Here is a 23,957-nt window from a genome sequence, read left to right on the forward strand (position 1 = left end):
GGTCGCTGCCTCATTCCTGATCCCTTTCTAGACCCTTTTCGCTGTCCGGGGGCTGAACGGCAAGCCCGCTCTCGCTTTGTGCTTCCTTCCTGCTCGCCGCTTCCTCGTCGAGCTGCCTGCGGATGTGCAGCGTCGGGTCGGCAAGACCGGTCGCGGTGTTGAGCAGCCCCCGGAACGGCGCCTCGATGCGAATGTTGAAAATGAAGGGCAGGCCGAGGAACGGTCGGGCCAGGAAGCTCTTCCGCGCTTCCTCCGTGCCCTGGTTGATGCCGTTGACGCGGACCTGCGTGACGAACTCGCCATCGATCGCGCCGTCGAGCAGCACGGCGAGACAGCGATAGCGGAGATTCTTGAGCGCATCGAAGGCCAGCTTGCTGACCGCGTTGAGCTTTGCATTGGACACTTCGCCCACATAAGAGAGATTGCCCGCCTGCCGGCTCTGGTCGCAAGGGATATCCAGTCCCTCGGTGGTCGTGAGGACGCGCGCCGCATCGCCCTGTTGCCGCGCCACCAGCAACCCGCCCTCGATGCGCCCGCCATTCTCATCGAAGATCATCGGCAGCAAGCCGTCGAAAGTGCCGGTGGCGGACACATTCTCCAGCTCCAGCTTGTTGATGAAGGCACCGGCATCCAGCCCCACCACGCGGAAATCCAGCGAGCGGGGCTTGCGCGAATCCAGCGCGAGGCGGGTCGGCAGCAGCTCCAGCGTGCCACCGGAGAAGGGCCAAAGGCCGCCCTCGATGACCGCCTCCTCGCTGGAGAGCAGCGCATAGCGAACCACGCCGTCATTCGCCTCGATGCCGGGATTGACGCTGCGGATGGTCATCACTTGCCCGGCCTGCGTGCGAAGGCCGAGCAGATCGGTGAAGCGCAGACTCGTCGAAAAGCCCGTCACCGGGCCGAAGGCCGCGGCGAAGGCCATGTCCTGCGTCGAGAAGCTGCCTTCGCTCGCCACGTCCGTGCCCGACCAGCGGATATGCCCCTGCCCGTTCACGACGCCGTCGACATTGGCGACCACGCCCAGCGACAGCGGCGTGATGTCATCGGGCTGGAGGCGGCTGCCGAAACGCAGATCAATCACCGTGAAGTCGGCCCGCCCTACCCCGCTGGGCAGATCGTGCCGGATCGTCACCGCGGCGATCGCTTCCCGCCGCACCGGATGAACCAGCGTGCCGGTCGCCTCGATCCGGCCGTCAGCGAAGGTCAGGCGGACATTCTCCCCGACCAACGGATTGAACCGCCGATCGGCCTGCGTGTCGCTCACCCGCAACGCGCCGTCGACCGACAGCCGGCCGTCGCGCAGCGTCCAGCGCCCGGCGATGTCGGCCAGGTCGAGCGGCACGGTCCCGATCCGTCCCGCCCCGCCCTCAATCGTCCCGGCAAAGCCACTCCCGCCCGTCATGGCGCCGGCGAGCCGGGCCGCGGCCATGCGGACCGGGTTCTCCCCGGCGCCGATGCGCAGATCCGGTCCAGCCATCTCGAAACGCCCCGTCGCCAGCGCATAGCGGGCCGAGCGGGTCGAGAAGAGCAGGCGGTTGTCACCCATCCTCCCGGTCAGCCGGACGGGGCCCGTGCGGATCTGCCCCTCTTCGGCGCCACACAAGGTGAGCCCGGCCGGATCGATCGCGACGCCGGCGCTCCGCAGAGACCGCCAGCGCAGGGGCACGCAGTCGCTCGCCAGCGAAACCCCGCCCGCCGGCGAGAAGCGGAGCCTGAGCGGCATGTTCAGCCCCTCGATCGCGCCATCCGGCAGCGGACCATCCAGCGTCAGCGCCGAACTCACGGTGCCGCGCCCGGCGGCATCGATCGCGAAGGTCAGCGGCGCCAGCGCCAGACGCGCCGAGCCTGCCGCATAAGGCGCCAGCGTCGCCGTTCCGCGCAGCTCGCCCTGCGGCCCGGTCGCGAGACGGACGCGCCCTTCCGGCAGGCCGCCGCCGCGCATGTCCAGAGTAGCCGTGGCGCCGATCGCGCCCGTCGGCCAATCGAAGCGCAGCACGCTGCCCTCCTCGGCGGAAAGGCGCGCCCCGCTGGCAGAGGTCAGTTCAAGACGGTCGAGCCGGGCATTGCCTCGCCCGCCGAGCAGATTGACCTGCCCGCCCACGGCCAGCCGGTTCCGCTTGCCGAGCGCGTCCAGGGCATGGGCGAGCCGCCGGGCAAGCGGCTCGACGGGAGTGCCGGCCGTCGCCGCGACGACTCTCTCGGGCTTCAGGCCACGGGTGGGGCGCGCATTGTCGATCGTCGCCATGCCTTGCCAGACCAGCGCCCGATTGCGCGCCTCGGGCCGGAACGCGAAATTGCCGCCGATCTTGACCGGGCCGGTGTCGATGCCATCCACGGCCGCGCCGGTCGCGGCGAGCGATGCGCTCCCGCGCAAGTCGCCGTCCTTGCCGGAAAAGGCCAGCAGGCCGGACAGGCGATCGAACACGCGGTCGCCCTGCCGCGCTTCATCCGCATGAAGCGTGATCGCGCCGCTCGGATTGCGAAGTGACGGGTCGAGGCGCAGATTGACGCCGAGGCGCGGCGTCGCGAGCGTGACTCCCGCGTCCGTGCATGTCGCCGCCGACGTGGACACAGGCCCCTTCAGCCAGATGCCGTCTTCCTGGGTCGTCACATCGAGCGGGGCGATGAGCCGCCCGGTCCGGCACGCGCCCACCGAAAGGCCGGTCGAGGCGAGACTGATCGTCCCGGAGAAGCCCGCCCGCAGCGGCCCCCGCCCTTCCATGCCAAGGACGAGCATCCCCTGATCGGTCGCGATATCGGCGCGGGCATCGTTCAGGTCGACGATCCAGTCGGGCAGCTGGGCCGCCCCGCCACCTTCCCCCAGCAAGCGATCGACCGACCCAAGGCTCAGGGCGCCGTCCGCGATCCGTCCTCGCAGCCGCACCCCGCTTGCCCGCACAGCCGCGATGCGCGCGCCCGTCAGGCTCCAGCCGACATCCACTTCGACGGACCGGATGACGAGATCGGGCCGCTTGGGGTCCCCGATGACGAGATTGTCGAGCCGCTGCGTGCGCGGGCCGATTCGCGTGACCTGATAACGGCCCTGCACGCCGCGCGCGGCCAGTTCCCGCGCGATGAAGCTGTCCGCGATGGGCTTGCGGGCGAGCCAGAGGGCGCCCCCGGCCGCGACGAGCGCGAGCGCCGCGCTCCCGCCGATCCATCGTGCCAGTCGGGTGCGGCGGCCATGCGCACGGGCGGCTTGTTCTGGCAGTTCGGCATCCTCGGCCAAGTCGATCAGCCGTCCTTCCTGGTATTTGTCATTCCGCTTGCCGCTTTTACGACCCGCGCCTAGCGTCAACACTCATGAGCGAAGGACGATCCCGGGGCAAGGCCCCGCCCACGCATGACGGCACCGGGCATCGCGCACGGCTGCGGGAACGACTGGCGGAAGGCGGCCCGGATGCGCTGCTGGATCATGAACTGATCGAATATCTGCTGGCCCTCGCCATCCCCCGGCGGGACACCAAGCCGCTCGCCAAGGCCCTGATCGCCCATTTCGGGAGTCTCGGCGGCGTGCTGACGGCGGACTGGGCCGCGCTGGAGCGGATGCCGGGCCTGGGCGAGACCAGCATCGCAGCCCTCAAGATCGTGCAGGCCGCATCCCTGCGCATGCTGCGCGGCGAGCTGGTGCAACGGCCCGTGCTCTCGAGCTGGCAGGCGCTGCTCGATTATCTCAGGGCCGACATGGCTTTCATGTCGGTCGAGCGCGTCCGGGTCCTCCACCTCAACAGCCGGAACATGCTGCTGCGCGACGATCATATGGGCGATGGCACGATCGATCAGGCTGCGGTCTATGTGCGTGAAGTGGTGAAGCGCGCCGTCGAGCTTGGCTCCGCCAGCCTCATCCTCGTCCACAACCATCCGAGCGGATCGCCCGAGCCCAGCCGGCAGGATGTCGAGTTCACCCGCGAAATCATCCATGCGCTGAGGCCGATCGGCGTGTCCGTGCATGACCACATCATCATCGGGACGGACGGCCATTATTCGATGCGCAACGAGGGCCTGATGTAGGGAGCAGGAAAAAGGAGCCGGATTGCTCCGGCTCCTTTCCGCGCCCATCAGGGAATTGGGTCTTTCCTCCGCGATCAGCCCTGGAGGAATTGGGTCAGCTCATCCTTGCTGACGAGCTTGTTGCCGTCTGCGTCGGCCGTCGCGAACGCGTTGCTGGCATAAGTGGTCACTTCCGCCTCATCGACCGTTCCGCCGGAGGACTGGAGTTCGGCCGTCTTCAGCGCCTTGATCCACGGCTCGAACTCCGTGGGAGAGAGCGAGCCGTCGCCGTCGGCGTCCGCCTGCGGGAACTGCTGGTCAACGAACGCAACGACCTGCGGCTTGCCTTCAGCGGGCGCTTCCGCAGTCTGCGCAGGCGCCTGAGGGGCTGGCTGCGTCATAGGCTCGCCAGCGGGGACGGGCGCCTCGGCAGTCTGGGCAGGGGCCGTCGGCGCAGACGCCTGAGGTGCCGGTTGAGTCGCGGGCTCACTGGCCGGGATGTCGGTCGTGTTCGGCTGCGGCGCCATGGTCGAGGGCGCAGGCGCGGATTCCGTCGGGCCCGGGGCGGTCGGATTGGTCGCCGGGGTCGGATTCATCGGCGCATCCGTCGTCTGCGCATGGAGCACCGCCGGCGCGGCCGCGATCAGGGCGGCCATCGCGAGGGACGAGGTAAATTTGGTCGATCTGGACATCATCTACTCCTGTTCTTCTGAAGTGAATCGATGCTTGCATCGTCGTTCTTGAAGTCTGTGCCGGGGCGCCTTCAGCCGTGTCGGGGGCGTTGGTTTCCCGGTGTCGTTGCTCTCAAAACGGCCATCGGGAGCCATGTTTCCGGGATGACCCCTGCGGACGCGGTGAATCGAGCCCTTGCCATGGCGAAACGCCCTCCAAGTCGATTGCACGCCCGGCCTAGGCTCCGGCTCACCGGCGCATTTGCCCCCCGGCCGCCTGCCTGCTAGGGGCCGGCGCATCCCGTCGTCCAAGCCCAGGAATATGCCCATGGTCCCTCGTTACGCCCGCCCGCAGATGACCGCCATCTGGGAGCCGGAAGCACGCTTTCGCATCTGGTTCGAAATCGAGGCGCATGCCACCGATGCGCTGGCCGAGCTGGGCGTGGTGCCCAAAAGCGCCGCGAAAGCCCTGTGGGACTGGTGGGCGAACAATCCCGCGATCGACGTGGCTGCGATCGACGCCATCGAGGCCGTCACCAAGCATGACGTCATCGCTTTCCTGACCTGGGTGGCGCAGAATGTCGGGGACGAAGCCCGCTTCATGCATCAGGGCATGACCAGCTCGGACGTGCTGGACACCTGCTTCAATGTGCAGCTCACGCGGGCGGCCGATCTCCTGCTTGAGGATCTGGACACGCTGCTGGCGGCGATCCGCCGCCGCGCCTTCGAGCACAAGCTGACGCCGACCATCGGGCGCAGCCACGGCATCCATGCCGAGCCGGTGACATTCGGCCTGAAGCTCGCGGAAGCCTATGCCGAGTTCAGCCGCTGCAAGACGCGCCTGCTCGCCGCGCGGGCAGACGTCGCGACCTGCGCGATTTCCGGCGCGGTGGGCACTTTCGCCAATATCGACCCGCGCGTGGAAGCGCATGTCGCCGAGAAGCTGGGCCTCGCGGTCGAGCCGGTGAGCACGCAGGTTATCCCGCGCGATCGCCATGCGATGTTCTTCTCCACCCTCGCCGTGATCGCCGGTTCCATCGAGCGCCTCGCCGTCGAGGTTCGCCACCTCCAGCGCACCGAAGTGCTGGAAGCGGAGGAATATTTCTCGCCCGGCCAGAAGGGCAGCTCGGCCATGCCGCACAAGCGCAATCCGGTGCTCACCGAGAATCTCACCGGCCTTGCCCGCATGGTGCGCGCTTATGCGCTGCCCGCGCTGGAGAATGTCGCGCTCTGGCATGAGCGGGATATCTCCCATTCCTCGGTCGAGCGCTTCATCGGGCCGGACGCCACCATCACCCTCGATTTCGCGCTGGGGCGCCTGACCGGGGTGATCGACAAGCTGCTGGTCTATCCCGAGCGGATGATGAAGAACATGAACCGCATGGGCGGGCTCATTCATTCGCAGCGCGTGCTGCTGGCGCTCACCCAGACGGGCGTGAGCCGGGAAGACAGCTACGTCCTCGTCCAGCGCAACGCGATGAAAGTGTGGGAATCGGACGGCAAGCTGTCCCTGCTCGACCTGCTGAAGGCCGATCCCGGCGTCTCGGCCTATCTCGGGACCGCCGAGCTGGAGGCGCTGTTCGACCTCGATTATCATCTCAAGCATGTCGACACCATTTTCACGCGGGTGTTCGGCGAGGCCGGCTGACCCGCGTGGCGGGCATCGGACGCAATTGCTCGTCCGATGCCCGCCGCGGATCGCTTCTGAAAGACGCGAAGACAGGCTCCCTGGCGGGCGGCGCCCGAATATCGATCACGCCCCTAGGCAACCGGCCCCTTCCCTCTTATGGTCCGCAGGGACAGAGCACGCTGGAGAACCGAAACCATGCAGTTCCTGCGAACCGCTTTCTGGGTCGTGCTGGCGATCATCGTCATGATCTTCAGTTTTGCCAACTGGACCCCGGTGACAATCAACCTGTGGGGCGGGCTGCAGCTTGAGACCAAGCTGGCGCTGATCGTGATCGTGGCCTTCCTCGCCGGCTCGCTGCCTTTCTGGGCCCTGCACAAGGCAACGCACTGGCGCCTGCGCCGGAAACTCGACACGGCCGAGCGGGCCCTTGCGGCAGTCGTTCCCTCGGCCTATGCGGCCCCCACCGCGCCGCTGCCCCGCGCGTCCACCCCCGCGCCCACCAGCGCTCCCGACACGCCTCCGACAGGATCCGACCCGGCCCAGCCATGAGCAGCATCATCTACGTCGCCATCGATACGCCTCTTCTGACCCGCGCGCAGGACATTGTGCGCAGCGTGCGCAACCATGTCGGCGGGATCAAGCTCGGCCTGGAATTCTTCTGCGCCAATGGCCATCACGGCGTCCATGAGATGCGCAAGTTCGGACTGCCGATCTTCCTCGACCTCAAGCTGCACGATATTCCCAATACCGTCGCCAAGGCGGTGCAGGCACTGCATTCGCTCGAACCCGCGATCATCACGGTCCATGCCTCGGGCGGGCGCGCGATGATGGAGGACGCGAAGGCCGCGGCAGGCGTCCATACCAAGGTCGTCGCCGTCACCATGCTGACCAGCCTCGACGACACGGACCTGGGCGAGACCGGCGTCTCCGGCACGGCCCGCGAGCAGGTGGCGCGGCTGACCGAGCTGGCCCGCGCCTCCGGACTGGACGGCATCGTCTGTTCCGGCGCGGAAGTGGCTTATGCCCGCAAGCTCTGGCCGAGCGGCTTCTTCGTCGTGCCGGGGGTCCGGCCGAGCGGCGCGGCCAAGGGTGACCAGAAGCGGGCCGTCACGCCGCGCGAGGCGCTGGATGCCGGCGCTTCCATCCTGGTGATCGGCCGCCCGATCACGCAGGCGATGGAGCCCGATCAGGCCGCGCGGGAAATCGAAGCGACGCTGTAGCTCCGGGCGGCCTTGTGGACCGCTCCGGCGGCTCCCCGCCGCCAGTCGCACAGCAGGGTGTTTTTACCGGACATTTTCGACGAGCGGGTTTAGGTGCCTATGTGTCCGTAATCCCGGGCGTTCTTGCGCGGGAAGTGGACAGATTAGGACACATAAAACCGGCCGTCAGCGAAGGTCGGCTGCCGTTGCCGGACTGCTTGCCAGATATCTCCGATAAGCCTATGTTATATAACGACTAATGGCTATTCAGCGAATTCCGCGGGCGGGGAGAAGATGGCGTCGAAGCTGCGCACCGTGATCCAGCCATTGACGTAATTGGCGTAGAACAGGCCGAACAATATGGCGGCCACGACGCTGGTCCGCAAGATGATCCGCCAAGGCCGGAACTCGTGCGGCGCGCTGTCCGCCTGCCCCGGCACCCGGTCCTTGCCCATTTCATCCGACGTGCGAACACCGAAGGGCAACACCACGAAAAGGCTGAGAAACCAGAACAGGAAATAGATCGCCAGCAGCGATGTGAACCGCATGATCCGCTCGCTCCCTCAGCCCGCCTGCACGATCGACACGCTGACGATCGGCTTCTTGCCGGTCCAGTCCAGCGCCACGCGGCGCACGGCGATGCGCACCGCTTCCCGCAGCGCCTCGATGTCGCTCCGGCGCCCCTTGGCGCTGACGGTCGAGGCGAGCGCCGCGCGCGCTTCCTCCAGGAACAACTCGCGATCCTCCTCGATCGGCACGCCGAGCAGGCGAATGTCCGGCACGCCCACCAGCTTGCCGGCCGACGACAGCGCCAGCCCCACGCTCATATGGCCATGGAGCATGAGCTTGCGCCGCTCGCTCATCGGGCCGCCATCGGCGGGCAGGATGACGTCCCCGTCCAGCACCAGACGGCTGGCATGAACCTCGGTCAGCTTGGTCGGCCCGTTGGGCGCGAGCCGCAGCACATCGCCATTCTTCTGGACGATGGTGCGCGCGATGCCCTCGCTGGCGCCGAAGCGGGCCTGCTCCATCATGTGGCGCATCTCGCCATGGACGGGCAGCAGGATCTCGGGGCGAATCCATTCGTACATCGCAGCCAGCTCCGGCCGGCCGGGATGACCCGAAACATGCACATGCGCCTGGCTCTCCGTCACCATGACGACTTCCTTCTCGGCCAGCGCGTTCTGGATGCGGCCGATGGCGATCTCGTTGCCCGGGATCTTGCGCGAGGAGAAGATCACCGTGTCGCCGGCATCGAGCGAAATGGGGTGCTGGCCGGCGGCAATGCGCGCCAGCGCCGCGCGCGGCTCGCCCTGACCACCGGTCGCGATGATCATCGCTTCGCGCGGGGGAACGGCCATGATCCCGTCGAAATCCAGCAGCGGCGGGAAATCGTTGAGATAGCCGCAGCTTTGCGCGACGCTGAGGATGCGATCGAGCGAGCGCCCCGCGACGCACAGCTTGCGCCCGGTGAGCCGCGCGACATTGGCGAGCGTGTGCAGCCGCGCCGCATTGCTCGCGAAGGTCGTGACGACCACGCGCCCGCGTGCGCCGGCCACGGTGCTCAGCAGATCGGCCTGCACCGACCCTTCCGAACCGCTGGCCTCCGCATTGAACACATTGGTGCTGTCACAGACCAGTGCCAGCACGCCCGTGTCGCCAATGGCGCGCAATTCCTCGGCCGTGCTCGGGCGGCCGAGCTGGGGCTCGTCGTCCAGCTTCCAGTCGCCGGTGTGGAAGATGCGGCCGAACGGCGTCTCGATCAGCAGCGCATTGCCTTCCGGAATCGAGTGCGCGAGCGGGACGTAGCGGAAGCCGAACGGCCCCAGCTCGAACCCCTCGCCTTCCTGGATGACATGCAGAGGAACGCTGCTTTCCAGCCCCTCCTCGGCAAGCTTGCCGCGGATCAGCCCGGCCGTGAACGGCGTCGCGTAAAGCGGCACGCCCAGCTCTGCGGCCAGATAAGGCACGGCGCCGATATGATCCTCATGGCCATGCGTCAGCACGATGCCGAGCAGGTCCTTCTGCCGCTCCTCGATGAAGGCGGTGTCCGGCATGATGAGGTCCACGCCCGGATAGGAGGCGTCGGCGAAGGTCACGCCGAGATCGACCATCACCCATTTGCCGCGACAGCCATAAAGGTTCAGGTTCATGCCGATTTCGCCGGACCCGCCCAGGGCCAGGAATAGCAGTTCTTCGCCGGGCGTCATGGCTTCGTCATGCCTGTCTTCAAACTCCGCTCGTAAAGGATGGCCAGACCGTTGATGGTGAGATCCGGCACGATGATGTCAAAAAGGTCGGTCTTCTCGTCGAACAAGGCAGCGAGCCCGCCGGTCGAAACGACACGGGCCGGGCGACCGATCTCCTTGCGCATGCGCTCGACCAGCCCCTCGATCATCGCGACATAGCCCCAGAACACGCCGATCAGCATCTGGTCTTCCGTCGTCCGGCCGATCACGCTCTTGCCCGCGGGCGCGGCGATGGCGATGCGGGGCAGCTTGGCCGCCGCGCTGACCAGCGCATCGAGCGAGAGATTGATGCCCGGCGCGATGATGCCGCCCTTATAGGCGCCGCTGTAATCGATATGGTCGAACGTGGTCGCCGTGCCGAAATCGATGATGATGAGATCGCCCTCATAAGCCGCATGAGCGGCGATGGCGTTCACTGCGCGATCGGCGCCGAGCTGCTGGGGCGTGGGCACGTCGACATTGATATGCCACTCGACCGGCGGCTGGCCGGCGATGAGCGGCGTCACCCCGAAATATTTGCCTGCCAGCACTTCCAGATTATGGAGCGCGCGCGGCACCACGGTGGAAATGATGACCGCCGTGACATCCGCCATCGCCAGCCCCTCCAGCCCGAGGAGCTGGTTGATCCAGACGGCATATTCATCGCCCGTGCGCCGGGGATCAGTCGCGATGCGCCAGCGCGCGCGAATCTCCCCGCGATCCACGAGCGCGAAAACGACATTGGTGTTGCCGGCATCGATAGCGAGAAGCATGGCCTGTCCCTGTCAGACTGTTGCGGGCAAAGTCAATCGAGGACGCCGACGTCGCCGCTGTGAACGACGTGCCGCGCGCCATCGCCGGTCTCCAGAACGAGCGCGCCATCGGCCTCAAGCCCCGCGAAGCAGCCCGCCAGCGACGGGCCATCGCCCATGGAGAGGAGAAGCCGCGTGCCGGGCGGATGGGCCCGCCGCTGCCACTCGGGAAGAACGGCGCTCAGCCCGCCCGTGCGCCAGCGCGCCAGCCAGAGATCCACGGCGGGCACCAGCGCATCGAGCACTTCGGCCGCCATGAGGCCGGCGCCGCCGGGCAGATCGGCCAGGGCGGCAGTCAGCCGATCGGGCAGCGCGGGCGCCTGCGCGACATTCACGCCGATGCCTGCGATGACGGCATCCCCTTCCCGCTCCAGCAGCATGCCCGCGAGCTTGGCGCCGCCGGCCATGACGTCATTGGGCCATTTGAGCTGGACATCCGCCTCCGGCAGCAGGCCGGACAGCGCCGCGTGCACCGCCACCCCGAGCATCAGCCCCAGCCCGGAAACCGGCGGGTCGCCGGGGCGCAGGCGGATCAGGGTCGAGGCATGGAGATTGCCTGCCGTGCTGAGCCAGCCCCGGCCGAGGCGGCCGCGCCCGGCGGACTGGCGCTCGGCGCGCAGCCACTGCCCCTCCGGCCAGCCATCGCCGGCCAGCGCGCGCACGTCCGCATTGGTCGAGCCGGTCTCCGGGACGAGCCGGATGCGCCCGGTCAGAACAGCGACGCTGCGGCTGCCGCGCTTGCCTGATCCAGCGCGGGATTGAGCAGATAGCCGAACACGATCACCGCGGCGCACACGACGATGATGCCGTAATCCACCATGGAGCGCTCGGCGGCATAGCCCTCGGCCGGCGGATCGAAGTAGATCGTCTTCACCACCCGCAGATAATAATAAGCGCCGATGACCGAAGCCGCGATGCCAATGGCGGCCAGCGCCGTCATGCCCGCGCCGACGGCGGCATCGAAGACCAGGAACTTGGCCCAGAAGCCGAACAGCGGCGGAATGCCCGCGAGGCTGAACATGAAGATCGCGAAGGCGGCGGCCAGGCCGGGCCGGGTCTGCGAAAGACCGGACAGGCTGGCGATCGTCTCGACCGGGTTGCCGTCCTTGTCCTTCATCTGCAGCACGCACACGAAGCTGCCGGCGGTCATCACGATATAGATGAACAGATAGCTCATCAGCGCGGCGACGCCCTCGGCGGTGCCGGCGGCCAGGCCGATCAGCGCGAAACCGACATTGTTGATCGACGAATAAGCCAGCAGTCGCTTGATGTTCGACTGGTTGATGGCAGCCACCGCGCCCAGCACGATGGAGGCCAGCGCCAGGAAGATCACGATCTGCTGCCAGGCGATGCCGCCCGGCCCGAAGGCACTGATGGCAACGCGGGTGGTGAGCGCGAGCGCCGCCACCTTGGGCGCACTGGCGAAGAAGGCGGTGACCGGGGTCGGCGCGCCTTCATAGACGTCCGGCGTCCACATGTGGAACGGCACGGCGCTGATCTTGAAGGCAAGGCCGGCCAGCACGAACACCAGACCGAACATCAGGCCCGTGCTCATCTCCCCGCCCATCGCCTGCGCGATGCCGGCGAAGCTGGTGGAGCCAGCAAAGCCGTAAAGCAGCGACATGCCATAAAGCAGGATGCCGCTCGCGAGCGCGCCCAGCACGAAATATTTGAGGCCCGCCTCGGCCGAGCGCACGTCCCGGCGCATGAAGCTCGCCAGCACATAAGCGGCAAGGCTCTGCAGCTCCAGCCCGACATAGAGCGTGAGGAGATCGGTCGCGGAGACCATCATCGCCATGCCGATGGAGGAGAAGACGATAAGCACGGGATATTCCCCGCGCAGGCCGCCCTGCCGCTCGAAGAAGCGCGGCGCCACGACGATGGAGACCGCGGCCGCACCGAAGATCATCGCCTTGGCGAAGGCCGAGAAAGCGTCGGCGCGATATAGCCCGTCGAAGATCTCGCCGCCGGCATGAACGGCAGGATGCGCGAGCGCGAGGCCGGCCACCACCAGCGCGGCGACGGAGAGCCAGCTGACCAGACCGGCAATGCGATCGCCCGAGAAGGCGGCCGCCATGAGCAGCGCCAGACCCGAAACGGTCAGGATGATCTCGGGCAGAACCGAGGCGAAAACGCCGAGACTGTCCATCAGTGCGCCTCCCCGGCAGTGTCATGCGTCGCCTGTTTCTCCGCCGGTCCCATGGCCAGCTTCGCGTCGCCTTCCGGCCGCGCGGCTTCGGTGCGCGCGACGATCGCCGCGACGTCGTTGCGCATCGGCGCGAGGAAGCTCTCGGGATAGACGCCCATCCACAGCACGGCGAGCGCGATGGGCACCAGCAGCGCCAGCTCACGCGGGGAAAGATCAGGCATCGCCTTCACATCGTCCTTGACCAGATCGCCGAAGACGACGCGGCGATAGAGATACAGCATATAGGCAGCGCCCAGGATGATGCCGGTCGTGCAGACCAGCGCGACCCAGCTCGAGGCCTGGTAAACGCCCGTCAGCGCCAGCAGCTCGCCCACGAAATTACTCGTGCCGGGCAGTCCCACCGAGGCCATGGTGAACAGCATGAACAGCAGCGCGTAACGCGGCATGTTGATCGCGAGGCCGCCGTAACGATCGATCTCGCGGGTGTGGAGCCGGTCATAGATGACGCCCACGCAAAGGAACAGCGCGCCGGAGACCAGGCCATGGCCCAGCATCACCATCATGGCGCCTTCCAGCCCCTGCTGGTTGAACGCGAACAGGCCCACGGTGACGATCGCCATGTGCGCGACCGAAGAATAAGCGATGAGCTTCTTCATGTCCTGCTGCACCAGCGCCACGAGGCTCGTGTAGACCACCGCGACCATCGACAGGGCGAAGACCAGCCAGGCGAAATGGGCCGAGGCCTCCGGGAACATCGGCAGCGAGAAGCGGATGAAGCCATAGCCGCCCATCTTGAGCAGCACGCCGGCCAGGATGACCGAGCCCGCCGTGGGCGCCTGCACGTGCGCGTCCGGCAGCCAGGTGTGGACCGGCCACATCGGCATCTTCACCGCGAAGCTGGCGAAGAAGGCGAGCCACAGCCAATATTGCGCCTCGACCGGGAAATCATAGGCCATCAGCACCGGAATGGCAGTCGACCCCGCCTCGCGCACCATCCACAGCATGGCAATGAGCATCAGCACCGAGCCGAGCAGCGTGTAGAGGAAGAATTTGTAGCTTGCGTAGATCCGGTCCGCGCCGCCCCAGATGCCGATGATGAGATACATCGGGATGAGGCCGGCCTCGAAGAAGATGTAGAAGAGGAAGATGTCCTGCGCCGCGAAGACGCCGATCATCAGCGTCTCCATGAACAGGAACGCCGCCATATATTCGCCGACGCGCTTCTGGATCGCGTCCCAGCTCGCGCCGATGCAGATCGGCATCAGGAACACGGTGAGCGCGATGAGCATGAGCGCAATGCCGTCTATGCCCAGCGCCCAGGCGAACTTGCCGAAGATCGGCGCATATTCGGTGAACTGCCACTGGGGCGCCCCGGCCGTCTGGTCGAAGGACATCCACAGCAGCACGCCGAGCACGAAGTCGATCAGCGTCGCGACGAGCGCGATCCACCGCGCCGACTGCGCCGTGACGTAGAGACAGGCGATGGCGCCGACCATGGGGACGGCGAGCATCAGCGAAAGGATGGGGAAGCTCTGGCTCATTTCGGCATGATCGCCCAGGTGACTGCCGCGGCGAGGCCGATCAGCATCACCAGCGCATAGGAATAGAGATAGCCCGACTGAAGGGCACGGGTGACCCGGCCCCCGGCGACGACCACAGCCGCCGCACCATTGGGACCGAAGCGATCGATCACGCCCTGATCGCCGCCCTTCCAGAAGATGCGGCCGAGCCAGAAGGCGGGACGCACGAAGAGCAGGTCATAGAGCTCGTCGATGTACCACTTGTTCAGCAGGAAGGTGTACAGCAGGCCGAACTGCGCCGTGAACCGGGCGGGCCAGTCCGTGTGGCGGATATAAGCGAGCCAGGCGATCGCGAGGCCGGTGGCCATCACCGCGAACGGCGACCACTTCACCCACTTGGGCACTTCGTGCGCGGCATGGACGAGATGCTCGTTGAAGAACAGCGTGCTGGCCGCCCAGAAGTGCGCGCCGCCCTCGGCATCGAAGAAGGCATGGTGGAAGGCGAGACCGCCGAACACCGCGCCGACGCTCAGCACGATGAGCGGGATGAGCATGACCAGCGGGCTCTCGTGCGGATGATAGCCGCCCGTCCCGTCTGCCAGCGCATGCACGCCGGTCTCGTGACCATGCGGATCATGGCCGGCATCTTCCTGCGCGGGGGGATTGTCCGCATCCGGCGTGGCGTGGCCATGCGCCTGCGCGTGGGCATGGCTGTCATGGGCATGATCGGCATGGGCATGATCGTCATGGCCGTGGCCATGCGCGTCATGCACGGCATGCTGGATATGCTCGCTCTGGATCCAGCGCGGCTTGCCCCAGAAAGTGAGGAACATCAGCCGCCAGCTGTAGAAGCTGGTGAGCAAGGCCGCGAACACGCCCACGAAGAACGCGCCGGTGCCATGGCCGCCGGCCGCATAAGCGCTCTCCAGTATGGCATCCTTGGAGAAGAAGCCGGCAAACCCGAAGACCGTGCCCGGAATGCCGACGCCGGTGATGGCGAGCGTGCCCAGCAGCATCGTCCAGAAGGTGATCGGGATCGATTTCCGCAGGCCGCCATAATAGCGCATGTCCTGCTCGTGATGCATGGCATGGATGACCGAGCCGGCGCCCAGGAACAGCAGCGCCTTGAAGAAGGCATGCGTGAGCAGGTGGAACATCGCGGCGCTGTAAGCGCCCACGCCCGCGGCGAAGAACATGTAGCCCAGCTGCGAGCAGGTCGAATAAGCGATGACGCGCTTGATGTCGTTCTGCACCGTGCCGATGGTGGCGGCGAAGATGCAGGTCGCGGCGCCGACGATGGTCACGACCGACATCGCGACATGGCTCGTCTCGAACAGCGGCGAGAGCCGGCAGACCATGAACACGCCCGCCGTCACCATGGTCGCGGCGTGGATGAGCGCGGAGACCGGGGTCGGGCCTTCCATCGCGTCCGGCAACCAGGTGTGCAGGCCGAGCTGCGCCGACTTGCCCATCGCGCCGACGAACAGCAGCAGGCAGAGCACCGTCATGGTATCGAGCCGCATGCCGAGGAAGCCGATGGTCGAGCCCGCCATCGCGGGGGCAGCGGCCAGGATCTCGGGGATGTCGATGGTGTCGAACACCAGATAGATGCCGAAAATGCCCATCATGAAGCCGAGATCGCCGACGCGGTTGACCACGAAGGCCTTGATCGCGGCCCGCACAGGCCGACGGCTTGCGGAACCAGAAGCCGATCAGAAGATAGGATGCCAGGCCCACGCCTTCCCAGCCGAAGAACATCTGCAGCAGGTTGTTGGCCGTCACCAGCATGAGCATGGCGAAGGTGAACAGCGAGAGATAGGCGAAGAAGCGGGGCTGGTCCGGATCCTCGTCCATATAGCCCCAGCTATAGAGGTGGACGAGCGCCGAGACGCTGGTGATGACCACCAGCATGGTCGCGGTGAGCGTATCCACCCGCAGCGCCCAGCTCACGTCCAGTGTGCCCGAGCGCACCCAGGTGAACATGGGCTCCACGAACTGCGAACCATGGCCGCTGAGGAACGGCAGGAAGACCGCCCAGGACAGCGCGCAGGACAGGAACAGCGCACCGGTGGTGACGATCTTGGCCGGCACATTGCCGATGACGCGATTGCCCAGCCCCGCGATGAGCGCGGCGAGCAGCGGACCGAAGACGATGATTGAGATCACGCGCTCAGCCCTTCATGCGATTCATGTCGTCGACAGCGATGGTGCCGCGCGCACGGAAATAAATGACGAGGATCGCCAGACCGATCGCGGCTTCACCCGCCGCCACGGTCAGCACGAACATCGCGAACACCTGCCCGACCAGATCGCCCAGATAGGCGCTGAATGCGACGAGATTGATGTTCACCGCCAGCAGGATCAGCTCGATGGCCATCAGGATGATGATGACGTTCTTGCGATTGATGAAGATGCCCAGAACGCCCAGCACGAACAGGATCGCGCTCACGACGAGATAATGCGCAAGGCCGATCATGCCGCGTCTCCAGTCCAATAGCGCCCGATCACAGCTCCACCCCCTGCCCCACGGGCTGATTGACGTTGCGGATCGCCTCCTCCGGGCGACGGCGCACCTGCTTGCCGATATCCTGCATGCGCGTGCCGCCGCGGGCACGATGCGTCAGCACGATCGCGCCGATCATCGCCACCAGCAGGATCAGGCCCGCCGCCTCGAACAGGAAGATGTAGCGCGAATAGAGCAGCTGGCCGATCGCCTCGATGTTCGGCGTCGCATCCGGCACCGGCGCGGCGCGCTGGCCCAGATTGAGCGTGCCCGCCCGCCAGGCGCTGATGCCGAGCACCAGTTCCACCAGCAGCACCAGCGCTATGGCGCCGCCCACCGGGAAATAGCTGACAAACCCGGCTCGCAGCTCCGCGAAATCGATGTCCAGCATCATCACCACGAAGAGGAACAGCACCGCGACCGCGCCGACATAGACGATCACGAGCAGCATCGCGACGAACTCCGCCGAGAGCAGCACCATGAGCCCCGCCGCATTGAAGAAGGCGAGAATGAGCCACAGCACGCTGTGCACCGGATTGCGCGCGAGAATGACCATCGCGGCGGAAGCCACGACGATGCTCGCGAACAGGTAAAAGGCGAGAACTTGAACGGTCAAAACGTCCCCCTCTGGTCCCTGCGCGGCGCCTTAACGGTAGGGCGCATCGGCGGCAAGGTTCGCCGCGATCGCCCGCTCCCATTTGTCGCCGTTGGCCAGCAGCTTGGCCTTGTCATAGATGAGTTCCTCGCGCGTTTCCGTCGCGAACTCGAAATTCGGGCCTTCCACGATCGCGTCGACCGGGCAGGCTTCCTGGCAGAAGCCGCAATAGATGCACTTCACCATGTCGATGTCATAGCGCGTCGTGCGGCGCGAGCCATCGTCGCGCGGCTGCGCCTCGATGGTGATGGCCTGCGCCGGGCAGATCGCCTCGCACAGCTTGCACGCGATGCAGCGCTCTTCCCCGTTGGGATAGCGGCGCAGCGCATGCTCGCCCCGAAAGCGCGGCGAGATCGGGTTCTTCTCATAGGGATAGTTGATGGTCGCCTTGGGCTTGAAGAAATACTTCAAGGTCAGCCAGTGCGCCTTCACGAACTCCCAGAGCGTGAACGACTTGATGAGGTGAGCAACGCTCATCCGGCAGCTCCATAACGGGTCAGCATGAGGAACCCGGATACGAGGAAAACAAAGAACAGCGAGAGGGGCAGGAAGACTTTCCAGCCCAGCCGCATCAGCTGGTCATAGCGGAAGCGCGGCACGGTGGCCTTCACCCAGCTGAACACGAAGAAGAAGAACAGGATCTTGGCGCACAGCCAGACGATGCCCGGCACCATGTAAAGCGGCGCCCAGTCCACCGGGGGCAGGTAACCGCCCCAGAACAGGATGGCGTTGAGCGCGCACATCAGGATGACGTTGGCATATTCGCCGAGCCAGAAAAGCGCGAAGCTCATCGAGCTATATTCGGTCTGGTAGCCGGCGACGAGCTCCGATTCCGCCTCGGTCAGGTCGAAGGGCGCGCGCGCCGTCTCGGCCAGTGCGGAAATGAGGAAGACCACCGCCATCGGGAAGAGCAGCGGATTGAAGCCGTGCCCGTTGAGGAAGCCGTAATAGCCCTTCTGCGTCATCACGATGGTCGAGAGATTGAAGCTGCCCGACCAGAGCACGACGGAGATCAGCACGAAGCCGATCGATACTTCATAGGAGATCATCTGCGCGGATGCGCGCATCGCCGAGAAGAAGGGATATTTCGAGTTGGATGCCCAGCCCGACATGATGACGCCATAGACGCCCAGCGAACTGATCGCGAGAATGTAGAGCAGGCCCACATTGATGTCGGCCAGCACCAGCCCGGCATCGAACGGGATCACGGCCCAGGCCATGAGCGCCACCGTGAAGGTGATGATCGGCGCGAGCAGGAACAGGCCCTTGTTGGCCGCGCTCGGGATGATCGTCTCCTGCAGGAAGACCTTGAGGCCGTCCGCGAAGGACTGGAGCAGGCCGAAGGGGCCGACCACGTTCGGCCCGCGCCGCAGCGCCATGGCCGCCCAGATCTTGCGATCGGCATAGATGATCATCGCGACGGCCAGCATCAGCGGCAGGGCGATCAGCAGGATGTAGATGAGGTTCGCGACGAACCAGCCCCATCCGGTGCCGAGAAGAGATTGGAACCAGGAGGTCATTCCGCGGCCTCCGCGAAGTCTGCGCCATGGAGCAGTTCCGCCGAGCAGCGCTGCATCGTCGGGCTGGCCCGGCAAATGGCATTGGTGAGGTAGAAATCCTTCATCGGCAGGGCGATCTCGCCGGATGGCGCGGCCGGCAGCGACGGTACCGACCAATCATAACCCGCCAGTCCTTCTTCCGCCAGCGCCGGCACGGCCGCATACATGGCGGCGCGCAGCGCATCGAAGCTGTCAAACGGCAAGGGATGCCCGAGCACATCGGACAGGGCGCGCAGGATCGTCCAGTCCTCGCGCGCGTCGCCGGGCGCAAATACGGCCTTCTCGCCGCGCTGCACGCGCCCTTCCGTATTCACATAAGTGCCGGCCTTCTCGGTATAGGCCGCGCCGGGCAGGATCACGTCCGCCGCATGCGCGCCCTTGTCGCCATGATGGCCGACATAGACCTTGAAGCTCTGCCCGAAGAGATCGAACGGCACATCGTCCGCGCCCATGAGGAAGAGCAGCTTCGGCGCCGCCTTGGCGATCGCCTTCGCGCCGCCCGGCGTGGCATAGCCCAGCATCAGCCCGCCCATGCGCGCCGCCGCCATGTGAACGACATTGAAGCCGTTCCAGTCATCCCGGACGAGCCCGAGCGGCTCGACCGCCGCCAGCGCCGCGCCATGCAGGCCCGGCACGGCCAGCGCGCCGCCGCCCATGATGAGCGCGGGGCGATGCGAGGCACGGAACGCCTCGACCAGATCCTTGGGCAGGTTCGCCAGCAGCGCCGCATCATTGCCGAGCGAGGTCACCTTGTAAGTGAGGTCCACGTCCGGGCCGAGCGTCCAGACCTTGGCGCCCTTCTTGATCGCCTTGCGGATGCGCGTGTTGATGAGCGGCGCTTCCCAGCGCAGGTTGGTGCCCACCAGCAGGATGGCATCGGCATTCTCGATGCCCGCGATGGTGGAATTGAAATTCACGGCGGAGAGGCTGGAGACGTCGTAATCGAGGCCGCCCTGACGCCCTTCCAGCATCGTGCCGCCCAGCGCCGTCACCAGTTCGCGCGCGGCGAACATCGTCTCGCAATCGAGCTGGTCGCCCGCGATGGCGGCCACCGAGCCGGCCGCACCTTTCGCGACCTGCGCAATGGCGGCGAAGGCCTCGTCCCAGGTCGCGGGCACGAGCTTGCCGTCCTTGCGGACATAGGGCTTGTCGAGCCGCTTGCGGATGAGCCCGTCGACCGCGTGACGCGTCTTGTCGCTCGCCCACTCCTCGTTCACGTCGTCATTGATGCGCGGCAGCACGCGCAGCACGGCGCGGCCGCGGCTGTCGACGCGGATATTGGTGCCCACGGCATCCATCACGTCGATCGCGAGCGTCTTCTTCAGCTCCCAGGGCCGCGCCTCGAAGGCATAAGGCTTGGAGGTGAGCGCGCCGACCGGGCAGAGATCAACCACATTGCCGGAAAGCTCGCTCTTGGCGGCATGCTCCAGATAGGTGGTGATCTGCATGTTCTCGCCGCGATGGATCGCGCCGATCTCCGGCACGCCGGCCACTTCCTCGGCGAAGCGCACGCAGCGGGTGCACTGGATGCAGCGGGTCATCACCGTCTTGACGATGGGGCCCATATATTTCTCGGTGACCGCCCGCTTGTTCTCGTGGAAACGGCTCGCGCCACGGCCATAAGCGATGGACTGGTCCTGCAGGTCGCACTCGCCGCCCTGATCGCAGATCGGGCAATCGAGCGGGTGATTGATGAGCAGGAACTCCATCACGCCCTCGCGGGCCTTCTTCACCATCTCGCTGTCGGTGCGGATCTCCTGGCCCTCGGCAGCCGGCAGTGCGCAGCTCGCCTGCGGCTTGGGCGGCCCGGGCTTCACCTCGACGAGGCACATGCGGCAATTGCCGGCGATGGACAGGCGCTCATGATAGCAGAAGCGCGGAATTTCCTTGCCGGCCAGCTCGCACGCCTGAAGCACGGTCGCTCCGGCGGGAACCTCGATCTCGATGCCGTCTACGGTTACTTTGGGCATTATTGCTTCCCCGAAACGGCCGCGGGCCCGGCCTTACCCATCTCAGCCTCACGATAAGCGGCTTCGGCGAGCACCGCCGACAGAACCGACTTACTGAGCGTTGCCTGCGGGCCTTGCGGAAAACAGGACCCGAACTTTGATGACAGCGCCCCTAATGCTTTCGTCTCTGCCGCGCTATCCGGCTCTGCCAGCAGAAAGTCTTTCGCAGCTTCAGGGTCGGAGCGCACGACGCATGAGCCGAATTCCATCAATGTCAGATAGACCTTGCCTGACTCAGACTGGGCATCATCTACATGCTCGGCAAATGGAAAAACCTTCCCGCTCAGAGCAAGTTTATCGCGCCCATTCTCTTTGAGATAAAGCGCCCGAAAAACAGCCCCGCGCAATGTGTTCTGATGTATCCTCGTCGTACCGTAAGCAAGACATGAGGAGTTTTTTTCAATCAGCTGGCCGAGCTTCTTAATACCCTCGGACCCGTGCTTAAGCCGTACATAAGCCTTAACCTCGTCAGCGCGCTTGGCGACAAGGCACTCAGCGAAACTTTCAACGGCCATACGACCACGCGTTTCGTCCGTGAGTCCGAGCCGATCGGGTACAGAACCAGAGGGCGTGCTAGGAACAAGGCTTCCCGTCTTCGGCTCCTTGGCCTGCGCAAGCGCCGGCGATGCCAAAAAGGCAGCCACAACCGCGGTACTCAAGGCGAGACTGCCTCTCACTCCGCCGCCTCCATCACGGGCGCCATACCGCCGCGCTTGGCGGCGATGCGGCGTTCGATTTCGGGGCGGAAGTGGCGGATGAGGCCCTGGATCGGCCAGGCCGCCGCGTCGCCGAGCGCGCAGATGGTGTGGCCTTCGACCTGCTTGGTGACCTGGAAAAGCATGTCGATCTCTTCCACCTCCGCGTCGCCGCGCACGAGGCGCTCCATGACGCGCCACATCCAGCCCGTGCCTTCGCGGCAGGGCGTGCACTGGCCGCAGCTCTCATGCTTGTAGAAATAGGAGAGCCGCGCGATTGCCCGCACGATGTCCGTGGACTTGTCCATGACGATGACCGCCGCCGTGCCGAGGCCCGAGCCGAGCGCGCGCAGGCCGTCGAAATCCATCGGCGCGTCCATGATCTCGGCGGCCGGCACCAGCGGCACCGAGGAGCCGCCGGGGATGACCGCGAGCAGATTATCCCAGCCGCCGCGAATGCCGCCGCAATGGCGGTCGATCAGTTCGCGGAAGGGAATGCTCATGCTTTCCTCGATCACGCAGGGCTTGTTCACATGGCCGCTGATCTGGAAAAGCTTGGTGCCGCGGTTGTTCTCGCGCCCGAAGCTGGAGAACCACGCCGCGCCGCGCCGCAGGATGGTGGGCGCCACCGCGATGCTCTCGACATTGTTGACCGTGGTCGGGCAGCCATAAAGCCCCGCGCCGGCCGGGAACGGCGGCTTGAGGCGCGGCTGGCCCTTCTTGCCCTCGAGGCTCTCGATCTGCGCGGTTTCCTCGCCGCAGATATAGGCGCCCGCGCCGCGATGCACGAACACGTCGAAATCATAGCCGGAACCGCAGGCATTCTTGCCGATGAAGCCCCTGGCATAAGCCTCTTCGACGGCGGCGAAGAGCACCTTCGCCTCGTAGATGAACTCGCCGCGGATGTAGATGTAAGCCGCGCGGGCGCGCATCGCGAAACCGGCGACCAGCGCGCCCTCGATCAGCTTATGCGGATCGTGGCGGATGATCTCGCGGTCCTTGCACGAGCCCGGCTCGGATTCGTCGGCATTGATGACCAGGAAGCTCGGGCGGCCATCCTTGCTTTCCTTGGGCATGAAGCTCCACTTCATGCCGGTCGGGAAGCCCGCGCCACCGCGACCACGCAGGCCCGAGGCCTTCATGATGTCGATGATGCCGTCCTGCCCGATCTCGAGCAGCTTCTTCGTATTGTCCCAGTCGCCCCGCTTCATGGCGGCGTCGACGCGCCAGTCCTGATAGCCATGGACGTTGGTGAAGATGCGGTCCTTGTCCTCCAGCGGGCCGACGAACGGCGGCGGAGGCGGCGGCGCGGCGGGTGTGGTTGCGTCAGCCATTACCATTCCCCCCGATAATCGTGATTCTCGTGGACCATGGCCTTCGTCGCGGTCGGGCCGCCCTCGGGCGCGCTGGTCTGGCGGTCGATCTGCGGGCCGATCTTCGGCTGCTTGCCGGCGGCGAGATCGTCGAGGATCGCGGTCATGGTCTCGAAGGTCAGGTCTTCGTAATTGTCGTCATTGATCTGCACCATCGGCGCATTGGCGCAGGCGCCCAGACACTCGACCTCGGTGAGGGTGAAGAGACCATCCGCCGTCGTCGCGCCCTTCTTGAGGCCGCGCTTGTAGCAGGCGTCCAGCACATCGTCCGACCCGCGCAGCATGCACGGCGTGGTGCCGCAGACCTGCACATGGAAACGGCCGACCGGCGCGAGATTGTACATGGTGTAGAAGGTCGCGACCTCATAAGCGCGCATGAACGGCATATCGAGCTGCGCGGCGACATATTCGATCACCGGGATCGGCAGCCAGCCCTGCGTATTCGTCTCCGCGCCGACCTGGCGCTGGGCGAGATCGAGCAGCGGCATCACCGCCGATTGCTGGCGCCCCTCGGGATAGCGCGCGATGACCGTCCTGGCCTGCGCGGCATTCTCCGCCGTCCAGGCAAAGCCGCCCCAGCGGGCGCGGACTTCCGCTTCGTCAGGAATCTGGGGTGCGTCAGCCATTAACGGATGAACTCCACGCGCGACACCTTGTCGCCCTCGAATGAATAGATGGACATGACCTCGAACTGCTCGCCATCCGGCGCGCGCGAGACCTTCTCGTGCAGCACGACCGTCTCGCCGAGGCAATGGCTCGCGAGAATGTCGGCGCGGTTCTGCGGGAACTGCGCGAACATGGCCTTGAGCCCGGCGCGCGTCCCTTCCCTGCCCTCGCGGATCACCGCGCCGCGATAGCCCGCCTCGCAGGCATCGTCGGTCATGAACGCGACATAGGCGTCGGCGTCCTGCGCATTGTAGACCTCGATCATGCGCGTCGCGATCGCGATACGCTCGTCTGGGGA

The 23,957-nt window shown here is 66.0% G+C and carries 22 protein-coding genes and 1 pseudogene; 5 read left to right on the forward strand and 18 right to left on the reverse strand.

The window, feature by feature from the left end; genetic code table 11:
* Positions 1-10 precede the first annotated feature (10 nt).
* Positions 11-3,229, reverse strand: coding sequence for an intermembrane phospholipid transport protein YdbH family protein (locus HNP60_RS10715; RefSeq protein ID WP_184153481.1), 3,219 nt, complete (start codon positions 3,227-3,229; stop codon positions 11-13).
* A gap of 74 nt (positions 3,230-3,303) precedes the next feature.
* On the opposite strand from HNP60_RS10715, the gene radC reads away from it, so the two are divergent.
* Positions 3,304-4,011 (forward strand): RadC family protein, encoded by a 708-nt coding sequence (gene radC, locus HNP60_RS10720; RefSeq protein WP_184048148.1) that lies wholly within the window; start codon positions 3,304-3,306, stop codon positions 4,009-4,011.
* Positions 4,012-4,085: 74 nt separating this feature from the next.
* Here radC and HNP60_RS10725 read toward each other — a convergent pair whose 3' ends face one another.
* Entirely contained in the window at positions 4,086-4,391 is a 306-nt protein-coding gene (locus HNP60_RS10725; protein ID WP_184153484.1) for an EF-hand domain-containing protein, read from the reverse strand.
* Positions 4,392-4,488: 97 nt separating this feature from the next.
* Between HNP60_RS10725 and HNP60_RS10730 the strand changes: the two genes are divergently transcribed.
* From HNP60_RS10730 to pyrF, 4 genes are all read left to right on the forward strand, one after another.
* A complete protein-coding gene (locus HNP60_RS10730) occupies positions 4,489-4,734 on the forward strand; it encodes a hypothetical protein (RefSeq protein WP_184153487.1) in 246 nt (81 codons plus the stop codon).
* A 255-nt stretch (positions 4,735-4,989) separates the two neighbouring features.
* On the forward strand, positions 4,990-6,309 hold the full coding sequence (gene purB / locus HNP60_RS10735; protein ID WP_184153490.1) for an adenylosuccinate lyase: 1,320 nt from the start codon (positions 4,990-4,992) through the stop codon (positions 6,307-6,309).
* A 177-nt stretch (positions 6,310-6,486) separates the two neighbouring features.
* Positions 6,487-6,840: a lipopolysaccharide assembly protein LapA domain-containing protein gene (locus HNP60_RS10740; protein WP_260394844.1), complete on the forward strand. Its 354-nt coding sequence runs from the start codon at positions 6,487-6,489 to the stop codon at positions 6,838-6,840.
* Positions 6,837-7,511, forward strand: coding sequence for an orotidine-5'-phosphate decarboxylase (gene pyrF, locus HNP60_RS10745; RefSeq protein WP_184048136.1), 675 nt, complete (start codon positions 6,837-6,839; stop codon positions 7,509-7,511). The genes HNP60_RS10740 and pyrF overlap by 4 nt, the downstream gene beginning before the upstream one ends.
* 242 nt (positions 7,512-7,753) lie before the next feature.
* Here pyrF and HNP60_RS10750 read toward each other — a convergent pair whose 3' ends face one another.
* From HNP60_RS10750 to HNP60_RS10825, 16 genes and pseudogenes are all read right to left on the reverse strand, one after another.
* On the reverse strand, positions 7,754-8,038 hold the full coding sequence (locus HNP60_RS10750) for a DUF1467 family protein (protein WP_184153492.1): 285 nt from the start codon (positions 8,036-8,038) through the stop codon (positions 7,754-7,756).
* A gap of 15 nt (positions 8,039-8,053) precedes the next feature.
* A complete protein-coding gene (locus HNP60_RS10755; protein WP_184153495.1) occupies positions 8,054-9,700 on the reverse strand; it encodes a ribonuclease J in 1,647 nt (548 codons plus the stop codon).
* Complete coding sequence (locus tag HNP60_RS10760; RefSeq protein ID WP_184153499.1) at positions 9,697-10,491, reverse strand: type III pantothenate kinase; 795 nt, start codon at positions 10,489-10,491, stop codon at positions 9,697-9,699. Before HNP60_RS10760 ends, HNP60_RS10755 begins: the two co-directional genes overlap by 4 nt.
* 32 nt (positions 10,492-10,523) lie before the next feature.
* Complete coding sequence (locus HNP60_RS10765; RefSeq protein ID WP_221414857.1) at positions 10,524-11,243, reverse strand: biotin--[acetyl-CoA-carboxylase] ligase; 720 nt, start codon at positions 11,241-11,243, stop codon at positions 10,524-10,526.
* Positions 11,240-12,679, reverse strand: coding sequence for an NADH-quinone oxidoreductase subunit NuoN (nuoN, locus tag HNP60_RS10770; protein WP_014076625.1), 1,440 nt, complete (start codon positions 12,677-12,679; stop codon positions 11,240-11,242). Before nuoN ends, HNP60_RS10765 begins: the two co-directional genes overlap by 4 nt.
* Positions 12,679-14,220: an NADH-quinone oxidoreductase subunit M gene (locus HNP60_RS10775; RefSeq protein ID WP_184153502.1), complete on the reverse strand. Its 1,542-nt coding sequence runs from the start codon at positions 14,218-14,220 to the stop codon at positions 12,679-12,681. Before HNP60_RS10775 ends, nuoN begins: the two co-directional genes overlap by 1 nt.
* Positions 14,217-16,365 (reverse strand): annotated as a pseudogene (gene nuoL, locus HNP60_RS10780) (NADH-quinone oxidoreductase subunit L). The gene HNP60_RS10775 and the pseudogene nuoL overlap by 4 nt, the downstream one beginning before the upstream one ends.
* A gap of 4 nt (positions 16,366-16,369) precedes the next feature.
* Positions 16,370-16,675 (reverse strand): NADH-quinone oxidoreductase subunit NuoK, encoded by a 306-nt coding sequence (nuoK, locus tag HNP60_RS10785; protein ID WP_184153505.1) that lies wholly within the window; start codon positions 16,673-16,675, stop codon positions 16,370-16,372.
* A gap of 28 nt (positions 16,676-16,703) precedes the next feature.
* Positions 16,704-17,318: an NADH-quinone oxidoreductase subunit J gene (locus HNP60_RS10790; RefSeq protein WP_184153508.1), complete on the reverse strand. Its 615-nt coding sequence runs from the start codon at positions 17,316-17,318 to the stop codon at positions 16,704-16,706.
* Positions 17,319-17,348: 30 nt separating this feature from the next.
* Positions 17,349-17,834: an NADH-quinone oxidoreductase subunit NuoI gene (nuoI, locus tag HNP60_RS10795; protein ID WP_014076630.1), complete on the reverse strand. Its 486-nt coding sequence runs from the start codon at positions 17,832-17,834 to the stop codon at positions 17,349-17,351.
* Positions 17,831-18,877, reverse strand: coding sequence for an NADH-quinone oxidoreductase subunit NuoH (nuoH, locus tag HNP60_RS10800; protein ID WP_184153511.1), 1,047 nt, complete (start codon positions 18,875-18,877; stop codon positions 17,831-17,833). Before nuoH ends, nuoI begins: the two co-directional genes overlap by 4 nt.
* Positions 18,874-20,886, reverse strand: coding sequence for an NADH-quinone oxidoreductase subunit NuoG (gene nuoG, locus HNP60_RS10805; protein ID WP_184153514.1), 2,013 nt, complete (start codon positions 20,884-20,886; stop codon positions 18,874-18,876). Before nuoG ends, nuoH begins: the two co-directional genes overlap by 4 nt.
* Positions 20,886-21,584, reverse strand: coding sequence for a hypothetical protein (locus HNP60_RS10810; protein ID WP_184048112.1), 699 nt, complete (start codon positions 21,582-21,584; stop codon positions 20,886-20,888). The genes nuoG and HNP60_RS10810 overlap by 1 nt, the downstream gene beginning before the upstream one ends.
* A 14-nt stretch (positions 21,585-21,598) precedes the next feature.
* Positions 21,599-22,954, reverse strand: coding sequence for an NADH-quinone oxidoreductase subunit NuoF (gene nuoF, locus HNP60_RS10815; protein WP_184153517.1), 1,356 nt, complete (start codon positions 22,952-22,954; stop codon positions 21,599-21,601).
* A complete protein-coding gene (locus HNP60_RS10820) occupies positions 22,954-23,619 on the reverse strand; it encodes a complex I 24 kDa subunit family protein (RefSeq protein ID WP_184153520.1) in 666 nt (221 codons plus the stop codon). Before HNP60_RS10820 ends, nuoF begins: the two co-directional genes overlap by 1 nt.
* Positions 23,619-23,924: a nuclear transport factor 2 family protein gene (locus HNP60_RS10825; protein ID WP_051003869.1), complete on the reverse strand. Its 306-nt coding sequence runs from the start codon at positions 23,922-23,924 to the stop codon at positions 23,619-23,621. Before HNP60_RS10825 ends, HNP60_RS10820 begins: the two co-directional genes overlap by 1 nt.
* Positions 23,925-23,957 lie beyond the last annotated feature (33 nt).

The sequence above is a fragment of the Sphingobium lignivorans genome, assembly GCF_014203955.1.
Taxonomy (GTDB): domain Bacteria; phylum Pseudomonadota; class Alphaproteobacteria; order Sphingomonadales; family Sphingomonadaceae; genus Sphingobium; species Sphingobium lignivorans.